Raw genomic sequence first — 18,270 nt, 5'->3', positions numbered from 1 at the left:
CAATGTGGGAAATACAGGCTAAGGTTTGATGCTGGGGACGGGTAGTTTTGTCTATTTGAGTTTGTTAACATTCTGCTAAATTATCGTGGGTAACGTTACCCAGATAAGGGAGATATAATGAAGCAGGCATTACGTGTAGCAGTAAGTTTCTTTATGCTGTGGGCAGCCGTGCTGCACGCAGAGGTACGCATCGAGATCACCCAAGGGGTGGACTCTGCGCGTCCAATTGGCGTTGTTCCGTTCCAGTGGGCTGGCCCTGGCGCTGCCCCTGAAGACGTTGGCGGCATCGTGGCGGCTGACTTGCGTAACAGCGGCAAATTCAATCCCTTAGATCGTTCTCGTTTGCCACAGCAGCCGGGTACCGCTCAGGAAGTTCAACCGGCAGCCTGGTCTGCGCTCGGTATTGATGCCGTGGTAGTGGGTCAAGTGACTCCAAATCCGGACGGTGGCTACACAGTGGCTTACCAGCTGGTTGATACTGGCGGCGCTCCAGGTACTGTTCTGGCGCAGAACTCGTATAAAGTGAATAAGCAGTGGCTTCGCTACGCGGGTCACACTGCGAGTGATGAAGTGTTCGAGAAGCTGACCGGTATTAAAGGTGCCTTCCGTACCCGTATCGCCTATGTGGTTCAGACCAACGGCGGCCAGTTCCCGTATGAACTGCGCGTCTCTGACTACGACGGCTACAACCAGTTCACCGTGCACCGTTCACCACAACCGCTGATGTCTCCTGCCTGGTCTCCGGACGGTTCTAAACTCGCTTACGTGACCTTCGAAAGCGGTCGCTCTGCGCTGGTGATTCAGACTCTGTCCAACGGCGCTGTGCGTCAGGTTGCTTCGTTCCCGCGTCACAACGGTGCGCCAGCGTTCTCACCTGATGGGACTAAACTGGCATTTGCTCTGTCTAAAACAGGCAGCCTGAACCTTTACGTGATGGATATCGGCTCCGGCCAGATTCGCCAGGTCACGGATGGTCGCAGCAACAACACTGAACCTACCTGGTTCCCGGACAGCCAGAACCTGGCGTTCACGTCTGACCAGGCCGGTCGTCCTCAGGTGTACAAAGTCAATGTAAATGGCGGTGCACCGCAGCGCATCACCTGGGAAGGTTCACAGAACCAGGATTCTGATGTAAGCAGTGACGGTAAATTTATGGTAATGGTCAGCTCTGCTGGTGGCCAGCAGCACATTGCCAAACAAGATCTGGTAACGGGTGGCGTGCAAGTTCTGTCGTCAACGTTCCTGGATGAAACGCCGAGTCTGGCACCTAACGGCACGATGGTAATCTACAGCTCTTCTCAGGGGATGGGATCTGTGCTGAATCTGGTTTCTACAGATGGGCGTTTCAAAGCGCGTATTCCGGCAACTGATGGACAGGTAAAATCACCTGCCTGGTCGCCGTATCTGTAAATAATAATTAATTGATTACTAAAGGAATCATAGAAATGCAACTGAACAAAGTGCTGAAGGGGCTGATGATCGCTCTGCCTGTAATGGCAATCGCGGCGTGTTCTTCCAACAAGAATGCAAGCAACGACCAGAGCGGCGAAGGCATGATGGGTGCCGGCACTGGTATGGACGCTAACGGTAACGGCAATATGTCTTCTGAAGAGCAAGCGCGTCTTCAGATGCAGCAGCTGCAGCAGAACAACATTGTTTACTTCGATCTGGACAAGTATGACATCCGTTCTGACTTCGCTGCGATGCTGGATGCGCACGCAAACTTCCTGCGTAGCAACCCATCTTACAAAGTCACCGTAGAAGGTCATGCTGACGAACGTGGTACTCCTGAGTACAACATCTCCCTGGGTGAGCGTCGTGCGAACGCCGTTAAGATGTACCTGCAGGGTAAAGGCGTTTCTGCTGACCAGATCTCCATCGTTTCTTACGGTAAAGAAAAACCTGCAGTATTGGGTCATGACGAAGCGGCTTACTCCAAAAACCGTCGTGCCGTACTGGTTTACTAAGAGAATTGCATGAGCAGTAACTTCAGACATCAACTCTTGAGTCTGTCGTTACTGGTTGGAATAGCGGCCCCCTGGGCCGCTTTTGCTCAGGCACCAATCAGTAGTGTCGGCTCCGGCTCGGTCGAAGACCGTGTCACTCAACTCGAGCGTATTTCTAACGCTCACAGTCAGCTTTTAACCCAACTCCAGCAGCAGCTCTCTGATAACCAAAACGATATTGATTCTCTCCGTGGTCAGATCCAGGAAAGTCAGTACCAGTTGAATCAGGTTGTCGAGCGTCAGAAGCAGATCCTGTTGCAGATCGACGGCATGAGTAACGGCGGCGCTGCAGCGCAACCCGCGGCGGGCGATCAGAGCGGGGCGGCGACAGCCACTCCGGCACCGGCAGCAGATGCGTCAGCTTCGACAGGCGCGCCTGTACAGAGCGGTGACGCAAATACTGACTACAACGCAGCTATTGCCCTGGTGCAGGATAAATCGCGTCAGGACGATGCCATTGCGGCGTTTCAGAACTTCGTGAAAAAGTACCCTGACTCAACTTATCAGCCAAATGCGAATTATTGGCTTGGTCAGTTGAACTACAACAAGGGTAAAAAGGATGATGCGGCGTTTTATTTTGCCTCTGTGGTAAAAAATTACCCAAAATCGCCTAAAGCCCCTGATGCCATGTTTAAGGTCGGCGTCATCATGCAGGATAAAGGCGACAGCGCGAAAGCGAAGGCCGTTTATCAGCAGGTGGTCGCGAAGTACCCAGGCACCGAAGGTGCGAAACAAGCGCAAAAACGTCTTGGATCGATGGGTTGAGTGTCGCATGACCAGAAATCGCGTTATTTCTGGTCGTGCCGCCTGATTCGTAAGCAGTTAAGTGATCTTCGTCGAAATTTTTGTTGCGCTGAATTCTTAAATCAGTAATATATGCCGCCGTTGCCAAGGGATATCGAACAGCCCGAAAGCCGCGAAAAAAGTGGGTCGTTAGCTCAGTTGGTAGAGCAGTTGACTTTTAATCAATTGGTCGCAGGTTCGAATCCTGCACGACCCACCACTTAAGATTTTCCTGTAGTGCCCTGTAGTACGGCGTTGGGTGATTAGCTCAGTTGGTAGAGCACCTCCTTTACACGGAGGGGGTCGGCGGTTCGAGCCCGTCATCACCCACCATCGGGTCGTTAGCTCAGTTGGTAGAGCAGTTGACTTTTAATCAATTGGTCGCAGGTTCGAATCCTGCACGACCCACCAATACTACAAAATTCAGGCAACACCCGAATGGGTCGTTAGCTCAGTTGGTAGAGCAGTTGACTTTTAATCAATTGGTCGCAGGTTCGAATCCTGCACGACCCACCAGCCTGAATAAAAATTTGCAAGTCCCGAAAGGGGTCGTTAGCTCAGTTGGTAGAGCAGTTGACTTTTAATCAATTGGTCGCAGGTTCGAATCCTGCACGACCCACCAATGTGGAAAGGCGCCCTAAAGGCGCCTTTTTGCTATGCGCGATTCGGCAGGATGAGAACCTGCTGCAGGTTCGAGTCGAACGCAGTGAGACAACGGAGCCGCCTGCGGCGACGGCCCGAAGGGCGAGCGAAGCGAGTCATCCTGCACGACCCACCAGTGTAGAAAGGCGCCCTAAAGGCGCCCTAAAGGCGCCTTTTTGCTATGTGCGATTCGGCAGGTTCGAGTCGAACGCAGTGAGACACCGGAGCCGTTTGCGGCGACGGCCGGAAGGGCGAGCGAAACGAGTCATCCTGCACGACCCACCAATGTGGAAAGGCGCCCTAAAGGCGCCTTTTTGCTTTCCAAATATTGTGACTTTTTTCCCTCAACGCGCTATCTTGTTTAGTATACAAAACACAATTGTCGTATCTTTCGTTCATAACGCAAAAGAGAGACATTATTGTTAAGCCAGTAAAACGAGAAGCAATGATGAGCGTGATGTTTGATCCTGAAGCCGCAATCTATCCTTTCCCGCCCAAGCCCGTGCCTTTAAACCGGGACGAAAAACAGTTCTACCGTGAAAAAATAAAGCGCCTGCTGAAGGAGCGGGATGCGGTAATGGTCGCACATTACTACACCGATCCCGAAATCCAGCAACTGGCCGAAGAGACAGGCGGTTGTATCTCCGATTCTCTTGAAATGGCGCGCTTTGGTGCGAAACATCCAGCCTCGACGCTGCTGGTGGCTGGCGTTCGCTTTATGGGCGAGACGGCAAAGATCCTCAGCCCGGAAAAAACCATTCTGATGCCTACGCTCAATGCGGAGTGTTCTCTGGATTTAGGCTGTCCGATCGACGAATTCAGCGCGTTTTGCGATGCCCATCCGGACAGAACCGTCGTTGTTTACGCCAACACCTCCGCCGCTGTCAAAGCGCGTGCAGACTGGGTGGTCACCTCCAGTATCGCCGTTGAACTCATTGAGCATCTGGATAGTCTCGGGCAGAAGATCATCTGGGCACCGGATAAACATCTGGGCAACTACGTGCAGAAGCAAACCGGCGCGGATGTGTTGTGCTGGCAGGGTGCGTGTATTGTGCACGACGAATTTAAAACTCAGGCGCTGGCACGCATGAAAGCCCTCTATCCTGACGCCGCGATCCTTGTCCACCCGGAGTCACCTCAGTCGGTAGTCGATATGGCTGATGCGGTGGGGTCCACCAGCCAGCTGATCAACGCCGCGAAAACGCTGCCGCAGCAGAAGCTGATCGTCGCCACCGATCGCGGCATCTTTTATAAGATGCAGCAGGCGGTTCCGGACAAAGAGCTGTTCGAAGCCCCAACAGCCGGAGAGGGCGCCACGTGCCGCAGCTGCGCGCATTGCCCGTGGATGGCGATGAATGGTCTTAAGGCGATTGCTGAAGGGTTGGAGTCAGGCGGGGCGGCACATGAGATCCATGTGGACGCTGCGTTGCGTGAGGGGGCGTTAATTCCTCTTAACCGTATGCTCGATTTTGCGGCTACACTACGCTCCTGAGATGAGATAACGCGTATCAGTACGCTCTGGGGAAAAGATGGATTTTTTTAGCACGCAGAATATCCTGGTTCATATACCAATCGGGGCGGGCGGCTACGACCTGTCATGGATTGAAGCTGTCGGCACCCTGGCGGGGCTGCTCTGCATTTGGCTCGCAAGTCTGGAGAAGATCAGCAACTACGCGTTCGGCCTGATTAACGTCACGCTGTTCGCGATTATCTTTTTCCAGATCCAGCTCTATGCCAGCCTGCTGTTGCAGCTCTTTTTCTTCGCCGCGAATATCTACGGCTGGTACGCATGGTCCCGGCAAAACAGCGCTCAGGAAGCGGAGCTACAGATTCGCTGGCTACCTCTGCCAAAAGCCATTGCCTGGCTCGCGGCCTGTGTCGTCGCCATTGGCCTGATGACGGTCTACATCAATCCGGTATTTGGATTCCTGACGCGGGTGGCAGTGTCGGTGATGTCCAGCCTGGGATTAAACGTCACTATGCCTGAACTGCAGCCCGATGCGTTCCCGTTCTGGGATTCCTGCATGATGGTGCTGTCGATCGCGGCGATGATTCTGATGACGCGTAAATACGTCGAGAACTGGCTGCTGTGGGTCATTATTAACGTGATAAGCGTGGTGATCTTCGCGTTGCAGGGCGTCTACGCCATGTCGCTGGAATATCTGCTCCTCACGTTTATCGCCCTGAACGGCAGCCGGATGTGGATTAACAGCGCGCGTCAGCGTGGCTCCCGCGCGCTGTCCAGTTAATGGTGGTGATGGTGTGAATGGTCGGGCTGCGTCTCATTGAGATGGCAGTCCGGCCCACTACAGGTCTGATACTCCATCTGAATAGTGGCGTGCGAAATCTCGTAGTGGTGCTCCAGGAAGTGCTGAATGCGGCCCAGAAGTGCATCGTGATCGTGCGGAGGGATCACCTGGACATGCAGGGTCATCACTGGTTTCTCCCCCACCAGCCAGACATGCACATGATGAACATCGCGCACTTCCGGAATATCCCGGCACAGCTTGCGCTTCAGCGCCGAAATATCCAGCGAAACGGGCGCACCCTCCAGCAGTTCGTTCACACTCTCGCGTAACAATCCCCATGCACTGCGCAGCACCAGGCAGGAGACCAGCACCGACAAGATGGGGTCGATCGGCGTCCAGCCGGTGGAGATAATCACCAGTGCCGCCACAATTGCCCCGACCGAGCCCAGCAGATCGCCCAGCACGTGTAACGCGGCCGCGCGGACGTTGAGGTTTTTCTCTGCGCTACCGCGATGCAAAATCCAGAAGGCGAGGACATTGGCCAGCAACCCGGCCACGGCAATCACCATCATCGTCATTCCGGCGACAGGCTGCGGGTCGCGGAAACGCTGGAACGCCTCCCAGACAATCAAAATCGTGATCACCACCAGCGCAATGGCATTGACGAAAGCGGCGAGAGTCGTGAGACGCAGCCAGCCGAAGGTGTGGCGCGCGTTAGGTGGACGGCGGGAAAACTGCACGGCGATCAGCGCAAACAGCAGCGCAGCGGCATCCGTGAGCATATGGCCCGCATCCGCCAGTAATGCCAGAGAGCCAGAAATTAGCCCGCCGATAACCTCGATAACCATAAACGTGGCTGTGACGCCGAAAGCCAGCATCAGACGTTTAGCGTTTTCGTCCCCTGGAGAGTGTGAATGCGAATGCGTGTGCGCCATGAACTCTGTCCTGATGAGTAATCATTCTAAGTGTAGATTTTTTAACATTTTGCACAAAAAAGAAAGGAGAGCCTTCGCTCTCCTTCATTTATCCGATCCGACTCGTATTACTGCGTTGTGCCATCGGTTTTGGTATCAACATCGTTGTTGATGCCGTTACCGGTTTCAACTTTCTTGTTGATGTCCGGACATTTTCCGTCTTTACACATCGAGTTTTTGTGAATTTCGTCCTTGGTCATCCCGTCATGATTCATGGTGCCCGAGTCGGTCCCGTTCGGGTGCAGCATGGTACCGCCGCTGGTTCCGCTGCCCGTGTTGATATTACTGTTATCAACATTGTTTGGCGCCACGTTCTGTTTGGCGTCCGGCGCGACCTGGCCTGCTGCAGCCGCAGCGTTCGCCTGGCCATTATTATCGGAACCCGTAGAATCTGCTGCAAGCGCTGCGCCGCTCGCCATGGTCAGGGTTGCTGTCAGGAAAAGGGTTGCCAGTTTAGTCATTTTCATCATGCTGCTCCTGTTCTGGTCGTTATTTGCTGGATAACTTCTTCCAACAGTGCATCCGCGAAATCAATCGCTGAGTGGTCAAAGATTCCATTATCTGAACTTATGTCAGGATGGAATCACGTTTAAATGCATAAACAGAGTGGTTACATTTAAAAAGTTTAGGGCAGATCTCGTTATTCGCTACTTTGTCGCGTTTTTTAGGGTAATTCCAGGAATTATCCGTGCGAAGTGTAAAAGCCCGTTTACACTTCCAGGCTGACAAGTTAGATTGAAAGGATTGCATTCATTACTAAAAATATGTCAGAGCCGGAACGATCATGAATTATCAGAACGACGATTTACGCATTAAAGAGATCAATGAGTTATTACCCCCTGTAGCGCTCCTTGAAAAATTTCCCGCCACGCAAAATGCCGCCAACACGGTTTCTCATGCCCGCAAAGCGATCCATAAGATCCTGAAAGGTAACGACGATCGCCTGCTGGTGGTGATTGGCCCTTGTTCCATTCACGATCCTGCGGCGGCAAAAGAGTATGCTGCGCGCCTGCTGACCCTGCGTGAAGAGCTGCAAGGCGAGCTGGAAATCGTCATGCGCGTCTATTTTGAAAAACCACGCACCACGGTGGGCTGGAAAGGGCTGATTAACGATCCGCACATGGATAACAGCTTCCAGATCAACGACGGGCTGCGCATCGCGCGCAAACTGCTGCTGGAAATTAACGACAGCGGATTACCGGCCGCAGGCGAGTTCCTGGACATGATCACCCCGCAATATCTGGCCGACCTGATGAGCTGGGGCGCGATTGGTGCGCGTACCACGGAATCTCAGGTTCACCGCGAGCTGGCGTCGGGTCTCTCGTGCCCGGTCGGTTTCAAAAACGGTACCGATGGCACCATGAAAGTGGCGATCGACGCCATCAACGCCGCCGGTGCGCCGCACTGTTTCCTGTCGGTCACCAAATGGGGCCACTCTGCTATCGTCAATACCAGCGGGAATGGCGACTGCCATATCATTCTGCGTGGCGGTAAAGAGCCTAACTACAGCGCAAAACACGTCGCAGAAGTGAAATCCGGCCTCGAAAAAGCGGGTCTGTCACCGAATGTGATGATCGATTTCAGCCATGCCAACTCCAGCAAGCAGTTCAAAAAGCAGATGGAAGTGGGCGCGGACGTTTGCCAGCAGCTGGCTAACGGCGAGAAAGCCGTGATCGGCGTGATGATTGAAAGCCACCTGGTGGAAGGTAATCAGAGCCTGGAGAGCGGTGAGCCGCTGGTCTACGGGAAGAGTGTCACTGACGCCTGCATCGGCTGGGAAGATACGGACGCGATCCTGCGCCAGCTGGCAAACGCGGTTAAAGCGCGTCGCGGTTAATCCTTCTTAACCCAATAAAAAAGCGTGGATTGCTCCACGCTTTTTTTATATCGGGCGAATCATTACTTCGCTTTACCCTGGTTCGCTACCGCCGCCGCTTTCGCTGCGATTTCGTCAGCGTTACCCAGATAGTAACGTTTGATTGGGTTGAAGTTCTCATCGAACTCATACACCAGCGGTACGCCCGTTGGTATGTTCAGTTCAAGGATTTCGTCTTCGCCCATCTTATCCAGGTATTTCACCAGCGCACGCAGGGAGTTACCGTGAGCGGCAACGATGACGCGCTCACCGCTTTTAATGCGCGGCAGAATGGTGTCGTTCCAGTAAGGCACAACGCGATCGATGGTCAGCGCCAGGCTTTCAGTCTGTGGCAGCTCAGCATCAGTCAGTTTCGCGTAACGCGGATCGTGGCCCGGATAACGCTCATCGTCTTTGGTCAGCTCTGGTGGGGTTACCGCAAAACCACGACGCCACTGCTTAACCTGCTCGTCACCGTATTTTTCAGCGGTTTCAGCTTTGTTCAGCCCCTGCAGCGCACCGTAATGACGCTCGTTCAGCTTCCAGGATTTCTCAACCGGCAGCCAGGCCTGATCCAGTTCGTCCAGCACGTTCCACAGAGTGTGGATGGCACGTTTCAGCACAGAGGTATAAGCAAAATCAAAGCTGAAGCCTTCATCTTTCAGCAGTTTACCTGCAGCTTTTGCTTCGCTTACGCCTTTCTCAGACAGATCAACATCATACCAACCGGTGAAGCGGTTTTCGTTGTTCCACTGGCTTTCGCCGTGGCGCACCAGGACCAGCTTAGTTACAGCCATATTGCACTCCTTAAGCTTATTGAATGATAACAATTCTCATTATATTGCCGTGATCGCTCAGGCGGCAACGCTTAACCCTAACCATAGCGAAAATAGTGGTCCAGTGTAAGATGCTTGTGAATTGAGGGTTATGATTTTGTCCGCGATCGACGCTATTTTCAGCAAGACGGACAAAAAAAAGCCCTCAGCATGAGGGCCTGAAGCGGGATGTCGTTCGGGTGGCCGGGGAAACAACGCGCCACCCAATATCGTTAGCGGGCGATAAACTGATAAACGGTCTCGCTCACATATTCCTGGCCCGGACGCAGAATGCAGTCAGGCTGCGGCCACTCGGCATGGTTAGGGCTGTCCGGCAGAAACTCACTTTCAAGCGCCATTCCCTGCCAGTCGTGGTAATCACCCTGTTCGCGCGCAGGCGTACCGCCGAGGTAGTTCCCGGAATAGAATTGCAGGGCGGGAGCGCTGGTATACACCGTCATCTGCAGCTTTTCGTCGGCGGACCACACCTGAGCGGCTGGCTGGGTAGCATCTCCTTTCGCCTGCAGCAGGAATGCGTGGTCATACCCTTTCACGTTGCGCTGATGGTCGTCGCTCAGGAAATCCGTTGCGACAGTTTTCGCGCTGCGGAAATCAAAGCTGGTGCCCTCTACGGACTTCAGTCCTTCAAGGGGAATTCCCATCGCATCGACCGGTAAATACGCATCGGCCAGGATCTGCAATTTGTGATTGCGCACATCCGTCTGATCGCCGTCGAGATTGAAATAGGCGTGGTTGGTCAAATTGACCGGACAAGGCTGGTCGACCGTCGCACGGTATTCAATACTGATACGGTTATCGTCCGTCAGGCGGAAGAGGGCAGAGGCAGAAAGATTGCCGGGGAAGCCCTGATCGCCGTCGGCGGATTCCAGCGCAAACAGCACTTCGCTGTCATTCTGCTGCACGATACGCCAGCGGCGTTTATCAAAACCTTCCATGCCACCGTGGAGCTGATTCTCGCCCTGGCTTGGCACTAAGGAATAGGTTTTGCCGTCCAGATCGAAGCGGCTTTTGGCGATACGGTTAGCGTAGCGTCCGACAGAGGCGCCCAGGTAAGCCGCCTGGTTGACGTACTGTTCCGGCGATGCGCAGCCGAGCAGGGTCTCGCGCACGCTGCCGTCTGGCATGGGTACACGGGCAGAGAGTAGCGTCGCGCCCCAGTCCATCACCGTCACCACCATTCCCCCGCTGTTACGCAGGGTCAGCAGGCGATACGGCAGACCGTCAGGGGCGAGGGTTGGCGTTTCGTTTAGCACTGTCCAGCTCCTTGGGTTGCTTTGCACACATAGAAAGTCTCTTTGATACCGGTTTTGGCTTCATACTGTTTCGCCACGGCATCCTGAACGGCGGGAACCAGCTCTTCCGGGATCAGCGCCACAATGCAGCCACCAAAACCGCCGCCGGTCATACGCACGCCGCCTTTCTCGCCGATGGTCGCTTTCACGATCTCAACCAGCGTATCAATTTGCGGAACCGTGATCTCGAAATCATCGCGCATGGAGGCGTGGGATTCCGCCATCAGTTCGCCGATGCGTTTCAGATCGCCTTTCTCCAGCGCAGAGGCTGCTTCCACGGTACGGGCGTTTTCGGTCAGAACGTGACGCACGCGTTTGGCGACGACCGGGTCCAGTTCGTGCGCCACTTTATTGAATTCGTTTAACGAAACATCGCGCAGTTTAGGCTGCTGGAAGAAGCGCGCGCCGGTTTCACACTGCTCGCGGCGGGTGTTGTACTCACTGCCGACCAGCGTGCGTTTGAAATTACTGTTGATAATCACCACCGCCGCGCCTTTCGGCAGGGAGACGGCTTTGGTGCCCAGCGTGCGGCAATCAATCAGCAGCGCATGCTCTTTTTTACCAAGCGCAGAAATCAGCTGGTCCATAATCCCGCAGTTACAGCCGACGAACTGGTTCTCCGCTTCCTGGCCGTTGAGGGCGATTTGCGCCCCGTCCAGCGGCAGATGATAAAGCTGCTGGAATACGGTGCCAACCGCCACTTCCAGAGAGGCAGAGGAACTCAGGCCTGCACCTTGCGGAACATTACCGGTGATCACCAGATCTGCGCCGCCGAAGTTTTTATTGCGCTTTTGCAGATGTTTAACCACCCCACGCACGTAGTTTGACCACTGCTGGGTATCGTGAGCCACAATCGGCGCATCAAGGGAAAACTCGTCGATCTGATTGTCGTAATCGGCGGCAATCACCCGCACGTTGCGATCGTCGCGTTTGGCGCAGCTGATAACGGTCTGATAATCGATCGCACAAGGCAGAACGAAACCATCGTTATAGTCGGTGTGCTCACCAATCAGATTAACGCGGCCAGGAGCCTGTATCGCGTGGGTGGCAGGGTAGCCGAATTTTTCAGCAAACAGGGATTGTGTTTTATCTTTCAGACTCATTTATTAGACTCCTGATTCGCGGTAGTGGACATCGCTGACGGCGCGCAGACGTTCTGCCGCCTGTTCTGCCGTCAGATCGCGCTGTGTTTCTGCCAGCATCTCATAGCCCACCATAAATTTACGCACCGTCGCGGAACGCAGTAGCGGCGGATAAAAATGGGCGTGTAACTGCCAGTGCTGATTCTCTTCGCCATTAAACGGCGCGCCGTGCCAGCCCATGGAATAGGGGAAAGAGCACTGGAACAGATTGTCATAGCGACTGGTCAGTTTTTTCAGCGCCAGGGCCAGATCGTCACGCTCGACATCGCTTAAATCGGTAATGCGCAGGACATGGGCTTTTGGCAGCAGCAGCGTCTCGAACGGCCACGCCGCCCAGTACGGCACTACGGCGAGCCAGTGTTCGGTTTCAACGACCGTACGGCTGCCGTCAGCCATCTCGCGCTGAACGTAATCCGCCAGCAGCGCTGACTGGTTTTCGTCGTAATAAGCTTTTTGCAGACGATCTTCGCGCTCAACTTCATTTGGCAGGAAGCTGTTCGCCCACACCTGGCCATGCGGATGCGGGTTAGAGCAGCCCATCGCCGCCCCTTTGTTTTCAAAAACCTGCACCCACGGATAATCCTGTCCCAGCTCGGCGGTCTGCTGTTGCCAGGTGTTGATCACGTCGGTGAGGGCGCCGAGGCTCAGCTCCGGCAGCGTTTTGCTGTGGTCCGGCGAGAAGCAGATCACCCGGCTGGTGCCGCGCGCGCTTTCGCAACGCATTAGCGGATCGTCACTTTCCGGGGCATCCGGCGTGTCGGTCATCAGGGCGGCAAAATCGTTGGTAAACACATACGTGCTTTGGTAATCCGGATTTTTATCGCCGGTGACGCGGGTATTCCCCGGACACAGGAAGCAGTCCGGGTCATGCTGAGGCAGCGTCTGTTTCGCCGGCGTCTCTTGCGCGCCTTGCCATGGGCGCTTCGCACGATGCGGAGAGACCAAAATCCATTGCCCGGTTAACGGGTTATAACGCCGATGCGGATGATCGACGGGGTTGAATTGCGTCATGTCGGATCCTTAATCCGGATAGCCCTGGGGATGACGTGACTGCCAGTGCCAGGTATCCTGTGCCATTTCATCCAGTGTGCGCGTGACACGCCAGTTCAGCTCTTTGTCGGCTTTAGAGGCATCTGCCCAGTACGCGGGAAGATCGCCATCGCGGCGTGGCGCGAAGTGATACGCCACCGGTTTGCCGCAGGCCTTACTGAAGGCGTTAACCACGTCCAGCACGCTGCTGCCCACGCCAGCACCGAGGTTGTAAATATGCACGCCGGGTTTATTCGCCAGCTGCTGCATCGCCGCCACGTGACCATCGGCCAGATCCATGACGTGAATGTAGTCGCGCACCCCGGTGCCATCTTCGGTCGGGTAGTCGTTGCCAAAAATTGCCAGCGAGTCGCGGCGGCCCACGGCCACCTGCGCGATGTAGGGCATCAGGTTATTCGGAATGCCCTGCGGATCTTCGCCCATATCGCCTGACGGATGTGCGCCAACCGGGTTGAAATAACGCAGCAGAGCGATGCTCCAGTCCGGCTGTGCTTTTTGCAGATCGGCCAGAATCTGTTCCACCATCAGCTTGCTTTTGCCGTACGGGCTTTGCGGCGTGCCGGTTGGGAAGCTCTCGACGTAAGGAATTTTAGGCTGATCGCCGTAGACGGTGGCCGATGAGCTGAAGATGAAGTTTTTCACGTTCGCGGCGCGCATCGCGGAGATCAGGCGCAGGGTACCGTTCACGTTGTTATCGTAGTATTCGAGAGGCTTAGCGACGGATTCGCCGACCGCTTTCAGGCCCGCAAAGTGAATCACCGTATCAATGGCGTGGTCGTGAAGGATTTCGGTCATCAGCGCTTCGTTGCGGATATCGCCTTCCACAAACGTGGGCTGTTTTCCGCCAAGGCGCTCAATGACGGGCAGCACGCTGCGCTTACTGTTGCACAGGTTGTCGAGGATGATGACATCATGGCCATTTTGCAGCAGTTGCACACAGGTATGACTTCCAATGTAACCGCTACCACCCGTTACCAGAACTCGCATATTTCGCTCCATTAGGCTTATGGTATGTAATAACCATAGCATAACAGAGACGTGAAAAGTGTGACATGGGATAAAATAGTGGAATCGGTTACACTGAATCACGCACGCGAATTTGTAATGAGATGGCCCATTATAAATCAAAGAGATAACAATGTATTACTGCAGGTTGTCTGAAAAAGAGGGGCACGCCCCTCTGAGAGAACGATCAGCGAATGCGGCTTAACTCATAGCGATAGTGCTCGCCGTCAGGAACAAACTCCAGCCGGTGGGTGATACAGGACGGCGCATCTTCCGCATGGTGGGAAACGAACAGCAGTTGCGTTTCGCCTTCGCTGATTAAAACGTCCACAAAGCGGCGTATCAGCTGGCGATTAAGCGGGTCGAGACCCTGCAGCGGTTCATCCAGAATCAGCACCGTAGGGTGCTTCACCAGCGCGCGGACGATCAGCGCCAGCCGCTGCTGTCCCCACGATAAACTGTGAAACGGCGCATCCGCCACGCGTTTATCCATCCCCAGAATATCCAGCCACTCCTGCGCCAGCTTGTGCTGTTTGTCAGAAACCGCCTGATAGATACCAATGGAGTCGAAATATCCCGACAAAATTACGTTTCGCACCGTGGTACTGACGCGGTAATCGAGGTGCAGGCTGCTGCTGACGTAGCCGATGTGTTTTTTGATATCCCAGATGGTTTCACCGCTGCCGCGACGACGGCCAAACAGCGTCAGATCGTTACTGTAACCCTGGGGATGATCGCCGGTAATCAGGCTCAGCAGCGTGGATTTCCCCGCGCCGTTGGGGCCGGTGATCTGCCAGTGCTCACTGGGGTTCACCGTCCAGCTCAGTCGATCGAGAATTGGGCGATCGTTATAAGAGACAGTACCGTTTTTCAGCTCGATGCGCGGCTGGTGGTTGTCCAGCAAATGCCGCGCCGAAGGGGCGTCTGGCTCGGGAAGTGCAATGCCGTCGAGTTTTTCGCTGTGTGCCAGCTGGGCGATCAGGGCCTGCTGAAGCAGCGCCTCTTTTTCGCCGGTTTCCGTCAGACAACAATCCGCCAGCACGCCCGCGTACTGCACAAAATCGGGGATCTCATCGAAACGGTTCAGAACCAGCACGAGGGTATAGCCCTGCTGATTCAGCGTCGCGAGCAGGGAGGCCAACTGCGCGCGGGATTGCACATCCAGCCCGTCGAACGGCTCATCGAGGATCAACAGATCCGGCTCGTTCATCAGCGCCTGGCAAAGCAGAGTTTTTCGCGTTTCCCCGGTCGAGAGGTATTTAAAGCGCCGCTCCAGCAGGCCAGTAATGCCGAAAAGTTCGGCCATTTGCTGGCAGCGAGCAGCGTCTTTTCTTTCGTCCTGGATAATTTCTGCGGTGGTGCGGCCCGTATCCTCTTCGCCTGGGCTGAGCAGGTCGGTGTTATTGCGCTGCCACTCGTCGCTGACCAGTTTTTGCAGCTGTTCGAAGGAGAGGCGCGTGATACGGGTAAAACTGCACTGACGTTCGCCCTTTAGCAGGGTGAGCTCACCCGCAAGCGCGCGAGCCAGCGCGGACTTGCCGCTGCCGTTGGTGCCGACAAACGCCCAGCTTTCGCCGGCGCGCAAGTTGAGGTCGGGCAGTGAGAGGGTTCGTGTGTCGCTAAGACGAAACGTGCCTTGCGAAATTTGCAATGATGACATGACTTATCCCATTTTTTGCAGCGATTTGCATCAGGGATACTCACTGGCGGCAGGTTTGTCAACGCACTTAGCACAACGTGGCGATAATCACCCGGTCAGCATTAAAATATGCGGTGACGTCAGCACCTTCCGATAAATCTTCTGCTTCGGCCAGCGGGACCGTGGCGCACAGCACTTGCCCGTCGGGCAGGGTCATAAGCACTTCACTCTGTTCGTCGCCGCGCGCAATGTGGCTGATCTTTCCGTGCAACTGGTTATCGGCGTCTTGGGCCTGCTTTTCATCCAGCGTGATATTCACCCACGGCGCTTTCAGCAACACCAGCACCTCTTTGCCTTCGTCCAGCCCCAGTCGTTCGCCGCTCTGCGCGGTTATCGCCACTTTGAGCCGCGTCGTGCCGTCGGCCAGCAGAATATCCACGTGCTGCTGAACCTGGTCGCGATCGCGTGCAGTCACGGTGCCAAACCACTGGTTTCGCGCGCTGGTTTGCAGGGAGAAGCGGGAGATGGCGGCCAGCAGGCTGTCGAGGGGTAACGCGTCGTCATCGCTCAGGACGTCGAAGGCTTTTTGCTGGATCTGTGCCAGCAGATCGTAGAGCTGAATCAGGCGCTGGCCGTAGCGGGTTAGCATCGCGCCGCCGCCGCCCTTGCCACCGGTCGCCCGATCCACCAGCGTCTGTTCGCTCAGGCTGTTCATCTCATTGATGGCGTCCCAGGCACTTTTGTAGCTAATGCCCGCGTTCTTTGCGCCCTGGCTAATTGAACCGGTTTGTTCTATCTGTTTAAGCAGGGCAATACGTCGCGGATCGGCGAAAAGCTTCTGCTGAAGTCGAAGGGTAAGGAGAATTTCGGCCTGCATAGACGGTGTCCTGGCAAAAAGCGTATTGTGACCCAATTGCCCGACAGCGCAAAGCCTACCGCACAAAAGGGGATGTTTTTCTGACTTTTCAGGGTAGAATACGCCATTCACAGTGTCTGGAGAAAACCATGTTAGAGTTGTTGAAAAGTCTGGTATTCGCCGTGATCATGGTACCCGTAGTGATGGCCATCATCCTCGGCGCCATCTACGGCCTGGGTGAAGTGTTCAACGTCTTTTCGAACATCGGTCACAAAGACCAGCCTAAAAAGCAGCATTAATTCCTCCCAAAACGCCCGGTCAGTCCGGGCGTTTTGCTCTCAAGTTTCTGCCTCTCCCGCCGATAGTAGTTTCAGAATCAGCTTTGTTTACCCCTTAAACGGTACGATTTAACGCTAGGTTATCCCTGCAGTTATCGTTATATTTGTATGTATATAACGACACTCACAGGAGCTACAAATGGCACGTACATGGTTACGCCTTTTCGCAGGGGCAACACTGACACTTACCGTCGCCGGGCAGGTACTGGCTGACGAAGGGAAAATCACGGTCTTTGCGGCGGCGTCGCTGACCAACGCGATGCAAGACATTGCGGCGCAGTATAAAAAAGAGAAAAACGTCGATGTGGTTTCGTCGTTCGCTTCGTCTTCAACGCTGGCTCGCCAGATCGAAGCCGGTGCGCCTGCGGATCTGTTTATTTCTGCCGATCAGAAATGGATGGATTACGCGGTGGAGAAAAAATCGATCGATACGGCCACCCGCGAAACCCTGCTGGGTAACAGCCTGGTGGTGGTCGCGCCAAAAGCCAGCGCGCAGGGCGAGTTCACCATCAACAAAGAGACTAACTGGACCAGCCTGCTGAAAGACGGGCGTCTGGCGGTGGGCGATCCGGACCACGTTCCGGCAGGCATCTACGCGAAAGAAGCGCTGCAAAAACTGGGTGCCTGGGATACATTATCCCCGAAACTGGCTCCGGCTGAAGATGTGCGCGGCGCCCTGGCGCTGGTGGAGCGCAACGAAGCGCCGCTGGGAATTGTCTACGGTTCCGATGCGGTTGCCGGTAAAGGTGTGAAAGTGGTTGGGACCTTCCCGGAAGATTCGCACAAGAAAGTGGAATACCCGATCGCCATTGTTGATGGACATAAAAATGCGACGGTCAGCGCCTTTTACGACTATCTGAAAGGGCCTGAAGCGTCTGCCATCTTTAAACGTTACGGATTTACGACTCACTAATGATATTGACCGATCCTGAATGGCAGGCCGTGCTGCTGAGCCTTAAAGTCTCTTCCCTGGCAGTTGCCTTTAGTTTGCCCTTTGGGATCTTCTTTGCCTGGCTGCTGGTTCGCTGCCAGTTTCCGGGCAAAGCCCTGCTCGACAGTGTGCTTCATCTTCCTCTCGTGTTGCCGCCGGTGGTGGTCGGGTATTTATTGCTGATCGCAATGGGGCGACGCGGTTTTATCGGCCAGTGGCTGTATGACTGGTTCGGCCTGACGTTTGCTTTTAGCTGGCGAGGCGCGGTTCTGGCGGCGGCAGTGATGTCTTTCCCGCTGATGGTGCGCGCGATACGCCTGGCGCTGGAAGGGGTGGACATTAAGCTGGAGCAGGCGGCGCGCACTCTCGGTGCCGGGCGCTGGCGGGTGTTTTTCACCATTACGCTGCCCCTTACGTTGCCGGGGATTATCGTCGGTACGGTACTGGCGTTTGCCCGTTCTCTGGGTGAATTCGGCGCGACCATTACTTTTGTTTCAAACATCCCCGGTGAAACGCGGACCATTCCGTCGGCGATGTACACCCTGATTCAAACGCCGGGCGGGGAAGGGGCTGCCGCACGGCTGTGCATTATCTCCATTGTGCTGGCGCTGGTGTCGCTGCTGATTTCTGAATGGCTGGCGCGTCTGAGCCGCGAGCGGATGGGGAAATAAT

18 protein-coding genes, 5 tRNA genes and 1 other RNA gene are annotated in these 18,270 nt (G+C 55.0%); 15 read left to right on the top strand and 9 right to left on the bottom strand.

The window, feature by feature from the left end; translation table 11 throughout:
• The first annotated feature begins 117 nt into the window (after positions 1-117).
• The 11 genes from tolB to pnuC all read left to right on the top strand — a co-directional run bounded on the left by tolB (position 118) and on the right by pnuC (position 5,680).
• The gene (gene tolB, locus OVA10_RS18090; RefSeq protein WP_102105251.1) at positions 118-1,410 is read left to right on the top strand and encodes a Tol-Pal system beta propeller repeat protein TolB; all 1,293 of its coding nucleotides are present in this window, start codon (positions 118-120) and stop codon (positions 1,408-1,410) included.
• A gap of 35 nt (positions 1,411-1,445) precedes the next feature.
• Positions 1,446-1,967, top strand: coding sequence for a peptidoglycan-associated lipoprotein Pal (gene pal, locus OVA10_RS18085; protein ID WP_003858578.1), 522 nt, complete (start codon positions 1,446-1,448; stop codon positions 1,965-1,967).
• A gap of 9 nt (positions 1,968-1,976) precedes the next feature.
• On the top strand, positions 1,977-2,771 hold the full coding sequence (gene cpoB / locus OVA10_RS18080; protein WP_102105250.1) for a cell division protein CpoB: 795 nt from the start codon (positions 1,977-1,979) through the stop codon (positions 2,769-2,771).
• A 162-nt stretch (positions 2,772-2,933) separates the two neighbouring features.
• A tRNA-Lys gene (locus OVA10_RS18075) sits at positions 2,934-3,009 on the top strand.
• Between the two features lie 37 nt (positions 3,010-3,046).
• A tRNA-Val gene (locus OVA10_RS18070) sits at positions 3,047-3,122 on the top strand.
• Positions 3,123-3,124: 2 nt separating this feature from the next.
• Positions 3,125-3,200 (top strand) — tRNA-Lys (locus OVA10_RS18065).
• A gap of 29 nt (positions 3,201-3,229) precedes the next feature.
• Positions 3,230-3,305, top strand: a tRNA-Lys gene (locus tag OVA10_RS18060).
• Between the two features lie 30 nt (positions 3,306-3,335).
• Positions 3,336-3,411: transfer RNA gene (locus OVA10_RS18055), tRNA-Lys, on the top strand.
• Between the two features lie 31 nt (positions 3,412-3,442).
• Positions 3,443-3,567: non-coding RNA, RtT sRNA (locus OVA10_RS18050), on the top strand.
• A gap of 312 nt (positions 3,568-3,879) precedes the next feature.
• Positions 3,880-4,923, top strand: coding sequence for a quinolinate synthase NadA (gene nadA / locus OVA10_RS18045; RefSeq protein ID WP_102105249.1), 1,044 nt, complete (start codon positions 3,880-3,882; stop codon positions 4,921-4,923).
• Between the two features lie 37 nt (positions 4,924-4,960).
• Complete coding sequence (gene pnuC / locus OVA10_RS18040; RefSeq protein ID WP_123429249.1) at positions 4,961-5,680, top strand: nicotinamide riboside transporter PnuC; 720 nt, start codon at positions 4,961-4,963, stop codon at positions 5,678-5,680.
• Here the strand turns inward: pnuC and zitB are convergent.
• A complete protein-coding gene (zitB, locus tag OVA10_RS18035; RefSeq protein ID WP_107704016.1) occupies positions 5,677-6,615 on the bottom strand; it encodes a CDF family zinc transporter ZitB in 939 nt (312 codons plus the stop codon). The genes pnuC and zitB overlap by 4 nt on opposite strands.
• A gap of 107 nt (positions 6,616-6,722) precedes the next feature.
• A complete protein-coding gene (locus tag OVA10_RS18030; RefSeq protein ID WP_100777159.1) occupies positions 6,723-7,121 on the bottom strand; it encodes a YbgS-like family protein in 399 nt (132 codons plus the stop codon).
• 317 nt (positions 7,122-7,438) lie between these two features.
• On the opposite strand from OVA10_RS18030, the gene aroG reads away from it, so the two are divergent.
• On the top strand, positions 7,439-8,491 hold the full coding sequence (aroG, locus tag OVA10_RS18025) for a 3-deoxy-7-phosphoheptulonate synthase AroG (RefSeq protein ID WP_102105245.1): 1,053 nt from the start codon (positions 7,439-7,441) through the stop codon (positions 8,489-8,491).
• A gap of 62 nt (positions 8,492-8,553) precedes the next feature.
• Here the strand turns inward: aroG and gpmA are convergent, their stop codons facing one another.
• From gpmA to modE, 7 genes are all read right to left on the bottom strand, one after another.
• The gene (gpmA, locus tag OVA10_RS18020) at positions 8,554-9,306 is read right to left on the bottom strand and encodes a 2,3-diphosphoglycerate-dependent phosphoglycerate mutase (protein ID WP_102105244.1); all 753 of its coding nucleotides are present in this window, start codon (positions 9,304-9,306) and stop codon (positions 8,554-8,556) included.
• Between the two features lie 251 nt (positions 9,307-9,557).
• A complete protein-coding gene (galM, locus tag OVA10_RS18015) occupies positions 9,558-10,598 on the bottom strand; it encodes a galactose-1-epimerase (protein ID WP_123429248.1) in 1,041 nt (346 codons plus the stop codon).
• Positions 10,592-11,740, bottom strand: coding sequence for a galactokinase (gene galK, locus OVA10_RS18010; RefSeq protein ID WP_123429247.1), 1,149 nt, complete (start codon positions 11,738-11,740; stop codon positions 10,592-10,594). The genes galM and galK overlap by 7 nt, the downstream gene beginning before the upstream one ends.
• A gap of 3 nt (positions 11,741-11,743) precedes the next feature.
• A complete protein-coding gene (galT, locus tag OVA10_RS18005) occupies positions 11,744-12,790 on the bottom strand; it encodes a galactose-1-phosphate uridylyltransferase (protein ID WP_268196556.1) in 1,047 nt (348 codons plus the stop codon).
• Between the two features lie 9 nt (positions 12,791-12,799).
• Positions 12,800-13,816 carry a UDP-glucose 4-epimerase GalE gene (gene galE / locus OVA10_RS18000; RefSeq protein ID WP_100777153.1) on the bottom strand — a complete coding sequence of 339 codons (1,017 nt, stop codon included), beginning with the start codon at positions 13,814-13,816 and terminating at the stop codon, positions 12,800-12,802.
• 205 nt (positions 13,817-14,021) lie between these two features.
• A complete protein-coding gene (gene modF / locus OVA10_RS17995) occupies positions 14,022-15,494 on the bottom strand; it encodes a molybdate ABC transporter ATP-binding protein ModF (protein ID WP_268196555.1) in 1,473 nt (490 codons plus the stop codon).
• A gap of 67 nt (positions 15,495-15,561) precedes the next feature.
• A complete protein-coding gene (gene modE, locus OVA10_RS17990; protein ID WP_100777151.1) occupies positions 15,562-16,350 on the bottom strand; it encodes a molybdenum-dependent transcriptional regulator in 789 nt (262 codons plus the stop codon).
• Between the two features lie 128 nt (positions 16,351-16,478).
• Here modE and OVA10_RS17985 point away from each other — a divergent pair, with 128 nt between their 5' ends.
• The 3 genes from OVA10_RS17985 (at position 16,479) to modB (ending at position 18,269) form a co-directional block, all read left to right on the top strand.
• The gene (locus tag OVA10_RS17985; protein ID WP_072241805.1) at positions 16,479-16,628 is read left to right on the top strand and encodes an AcrZ family multidrug efflux pump-associated protein; all 150 of its coding nucleotides are present in this window, start codon (positions 16,479-16,481) and stop codon (positions 16,626-16,628) included.
• A 178-nt stretch (positions 16,629-16,806) separates the two neighbouring features.
• On the top strand, positions 16,807-17,580 hold the full coding sequence (gene modA, locus OVA10_RS17980) for a molybdate ABC transporter substrate-binding protein (protein ID WP_100777150.1): 774 nt from the start codon (positions 16,807-16,809) through the stop codon (positions 17,578-17,580).
• Positions 17,580-18,269 carry a molybdate ABC transporter permease subunit gene (modB, locus tag OVA10_RS17975; protein ID WP_100777149.1) on the top strand — a complete coding sequence of 230 codons (690 nt, stop codon included), beginning with the start codon at positions 17,580-17,582 and terminating at the stop codon, positions 18,267-18,269. The genes modA and modB overlap by 1 nt, the downstream gene beginning before the upstream one ends.
• The last annotated feature ends 1 nt before the right edge of the window (position 18,270 follow it).

This window comes from Lelliottia sp. SL45 (assembly GCF_026672535.1).
In the GTDB taxonomy this organism is placed as follows: domain Bacteria; phylum Pseudomonadota; class Gammaproteobacteria; order Enterobacterales; family Enterobacteriaceae; genus Enterobacter; species Enterobacter nimipressuralis.
Note: the sequence above shows the minus strand (reverse complement) of the source record. Positions and strands in the feature narration are given on the sequence as shown.

Coding starts and splice junctions, on each gene's coding strand:
- OVA10_RS18030 (WP_100777159.1), bottom strand. CDS start 7,121: ATGAAAATGACTAAACTGGCAACCCTTTTCCTGACAGCAACCCTGACC.
- nadA (WP_102105249.1), top strand. CDS start 3,880: ATGAGCGTGATGTTTGATCCTGAAGCCGCAATCTATCCTTTCCCGCCC.
- pal (WP_003858578.1), top strand. CDS start 1,446: ATGCAACTGAACAAAGTGCTGAAGGGGCTGATGATCGCTCTGCCTGTA.
- galK (WP_123429247.1), bottom strand. CDS start 11,740: ATGAGTCTGAAAGATAAAACACAATCCCTGTTTGCTGAAAAATTCGGC.
- gpmA (WP_102105244.1), bottom strand. CDS start 9,306: ATGGCTGTAACTAAGCTGGTCCTGGTGCGCCACGGCGAAAGCCAGTGG.
- OVA10_RS17985 (WP_072241805.1), top strand. CDS start 16,479: ATGTTAGAGTTGTTGAAAAGTCTGGTATTCGCCGTGATCATGGTACCC.
- modA (WP_100777150.1), top strand. CDS start 16,807: ATGGCACGTACATGGTTACGCCTTTTCGCAGGGGCAACACTGACACTT.
- zitB (WP_107704016.1), bottom strand. CDS start 6,615: ATGGCGCACACGCATTCGCATTCACACTCTCCAGGGGACGAAAACGCT.
- modF (WP_268196555.1), bottom strand. CDS start 15,494: ATGTCATCATTGCAAATTTCGCAAGGCACGTTTCGTCTTAGCGACACA.
- cpoB (WP_102105250.1), top strand. CDS start 1,977: ATGAGCAGTAACTTCAGACATCAACTCTTGAGTCTGTCGTTACTGGTT.
- modB (WP_100777149.1), top strand. CDS start 17,580: ATGATATTGACCGATCCTGAATGGCAGGCCGTGCTGCTGAGCCTTAAA.
- galE (WP_100777153.1), bottom strand. CDS start 13,816: ATGCGAGTTCTGGTAACGGGTGGTAGCGGTTACATTGGAAGTCATACC.
- modE (WP_100777151.1), bottom strand. CDS start 16,350: ATGCAGGCCGAAATTCTCCTTACCCTTCGACTTCAGCAGAAGCTTTTC.
- aroG (WP_102105245.1), top strand. CDS start 7,439: ATGAATTATCAGAACGACGATTTACGCATTAAAGAGATCAATGAGTTA.
- pnuC (WP_123429249.1), top strand. CDS start 4,961: ATGGATTTTTTTAGCACGCAGAATATCCTGGTTCATATACCAATCGGG.
- galT (WP_268196556.1), bottom strand. CDS start 12,790: ATGACGCAATTCAACCCCGTCGATCATCCGCATCGGCGTTATAACCCG.
- tolB (WP_102105251.1), top strand. CDS start 118: ATGAAGCAGGCATTACGTGTAGCAGTAAGTTTCTTTATGCTGTGGGCA.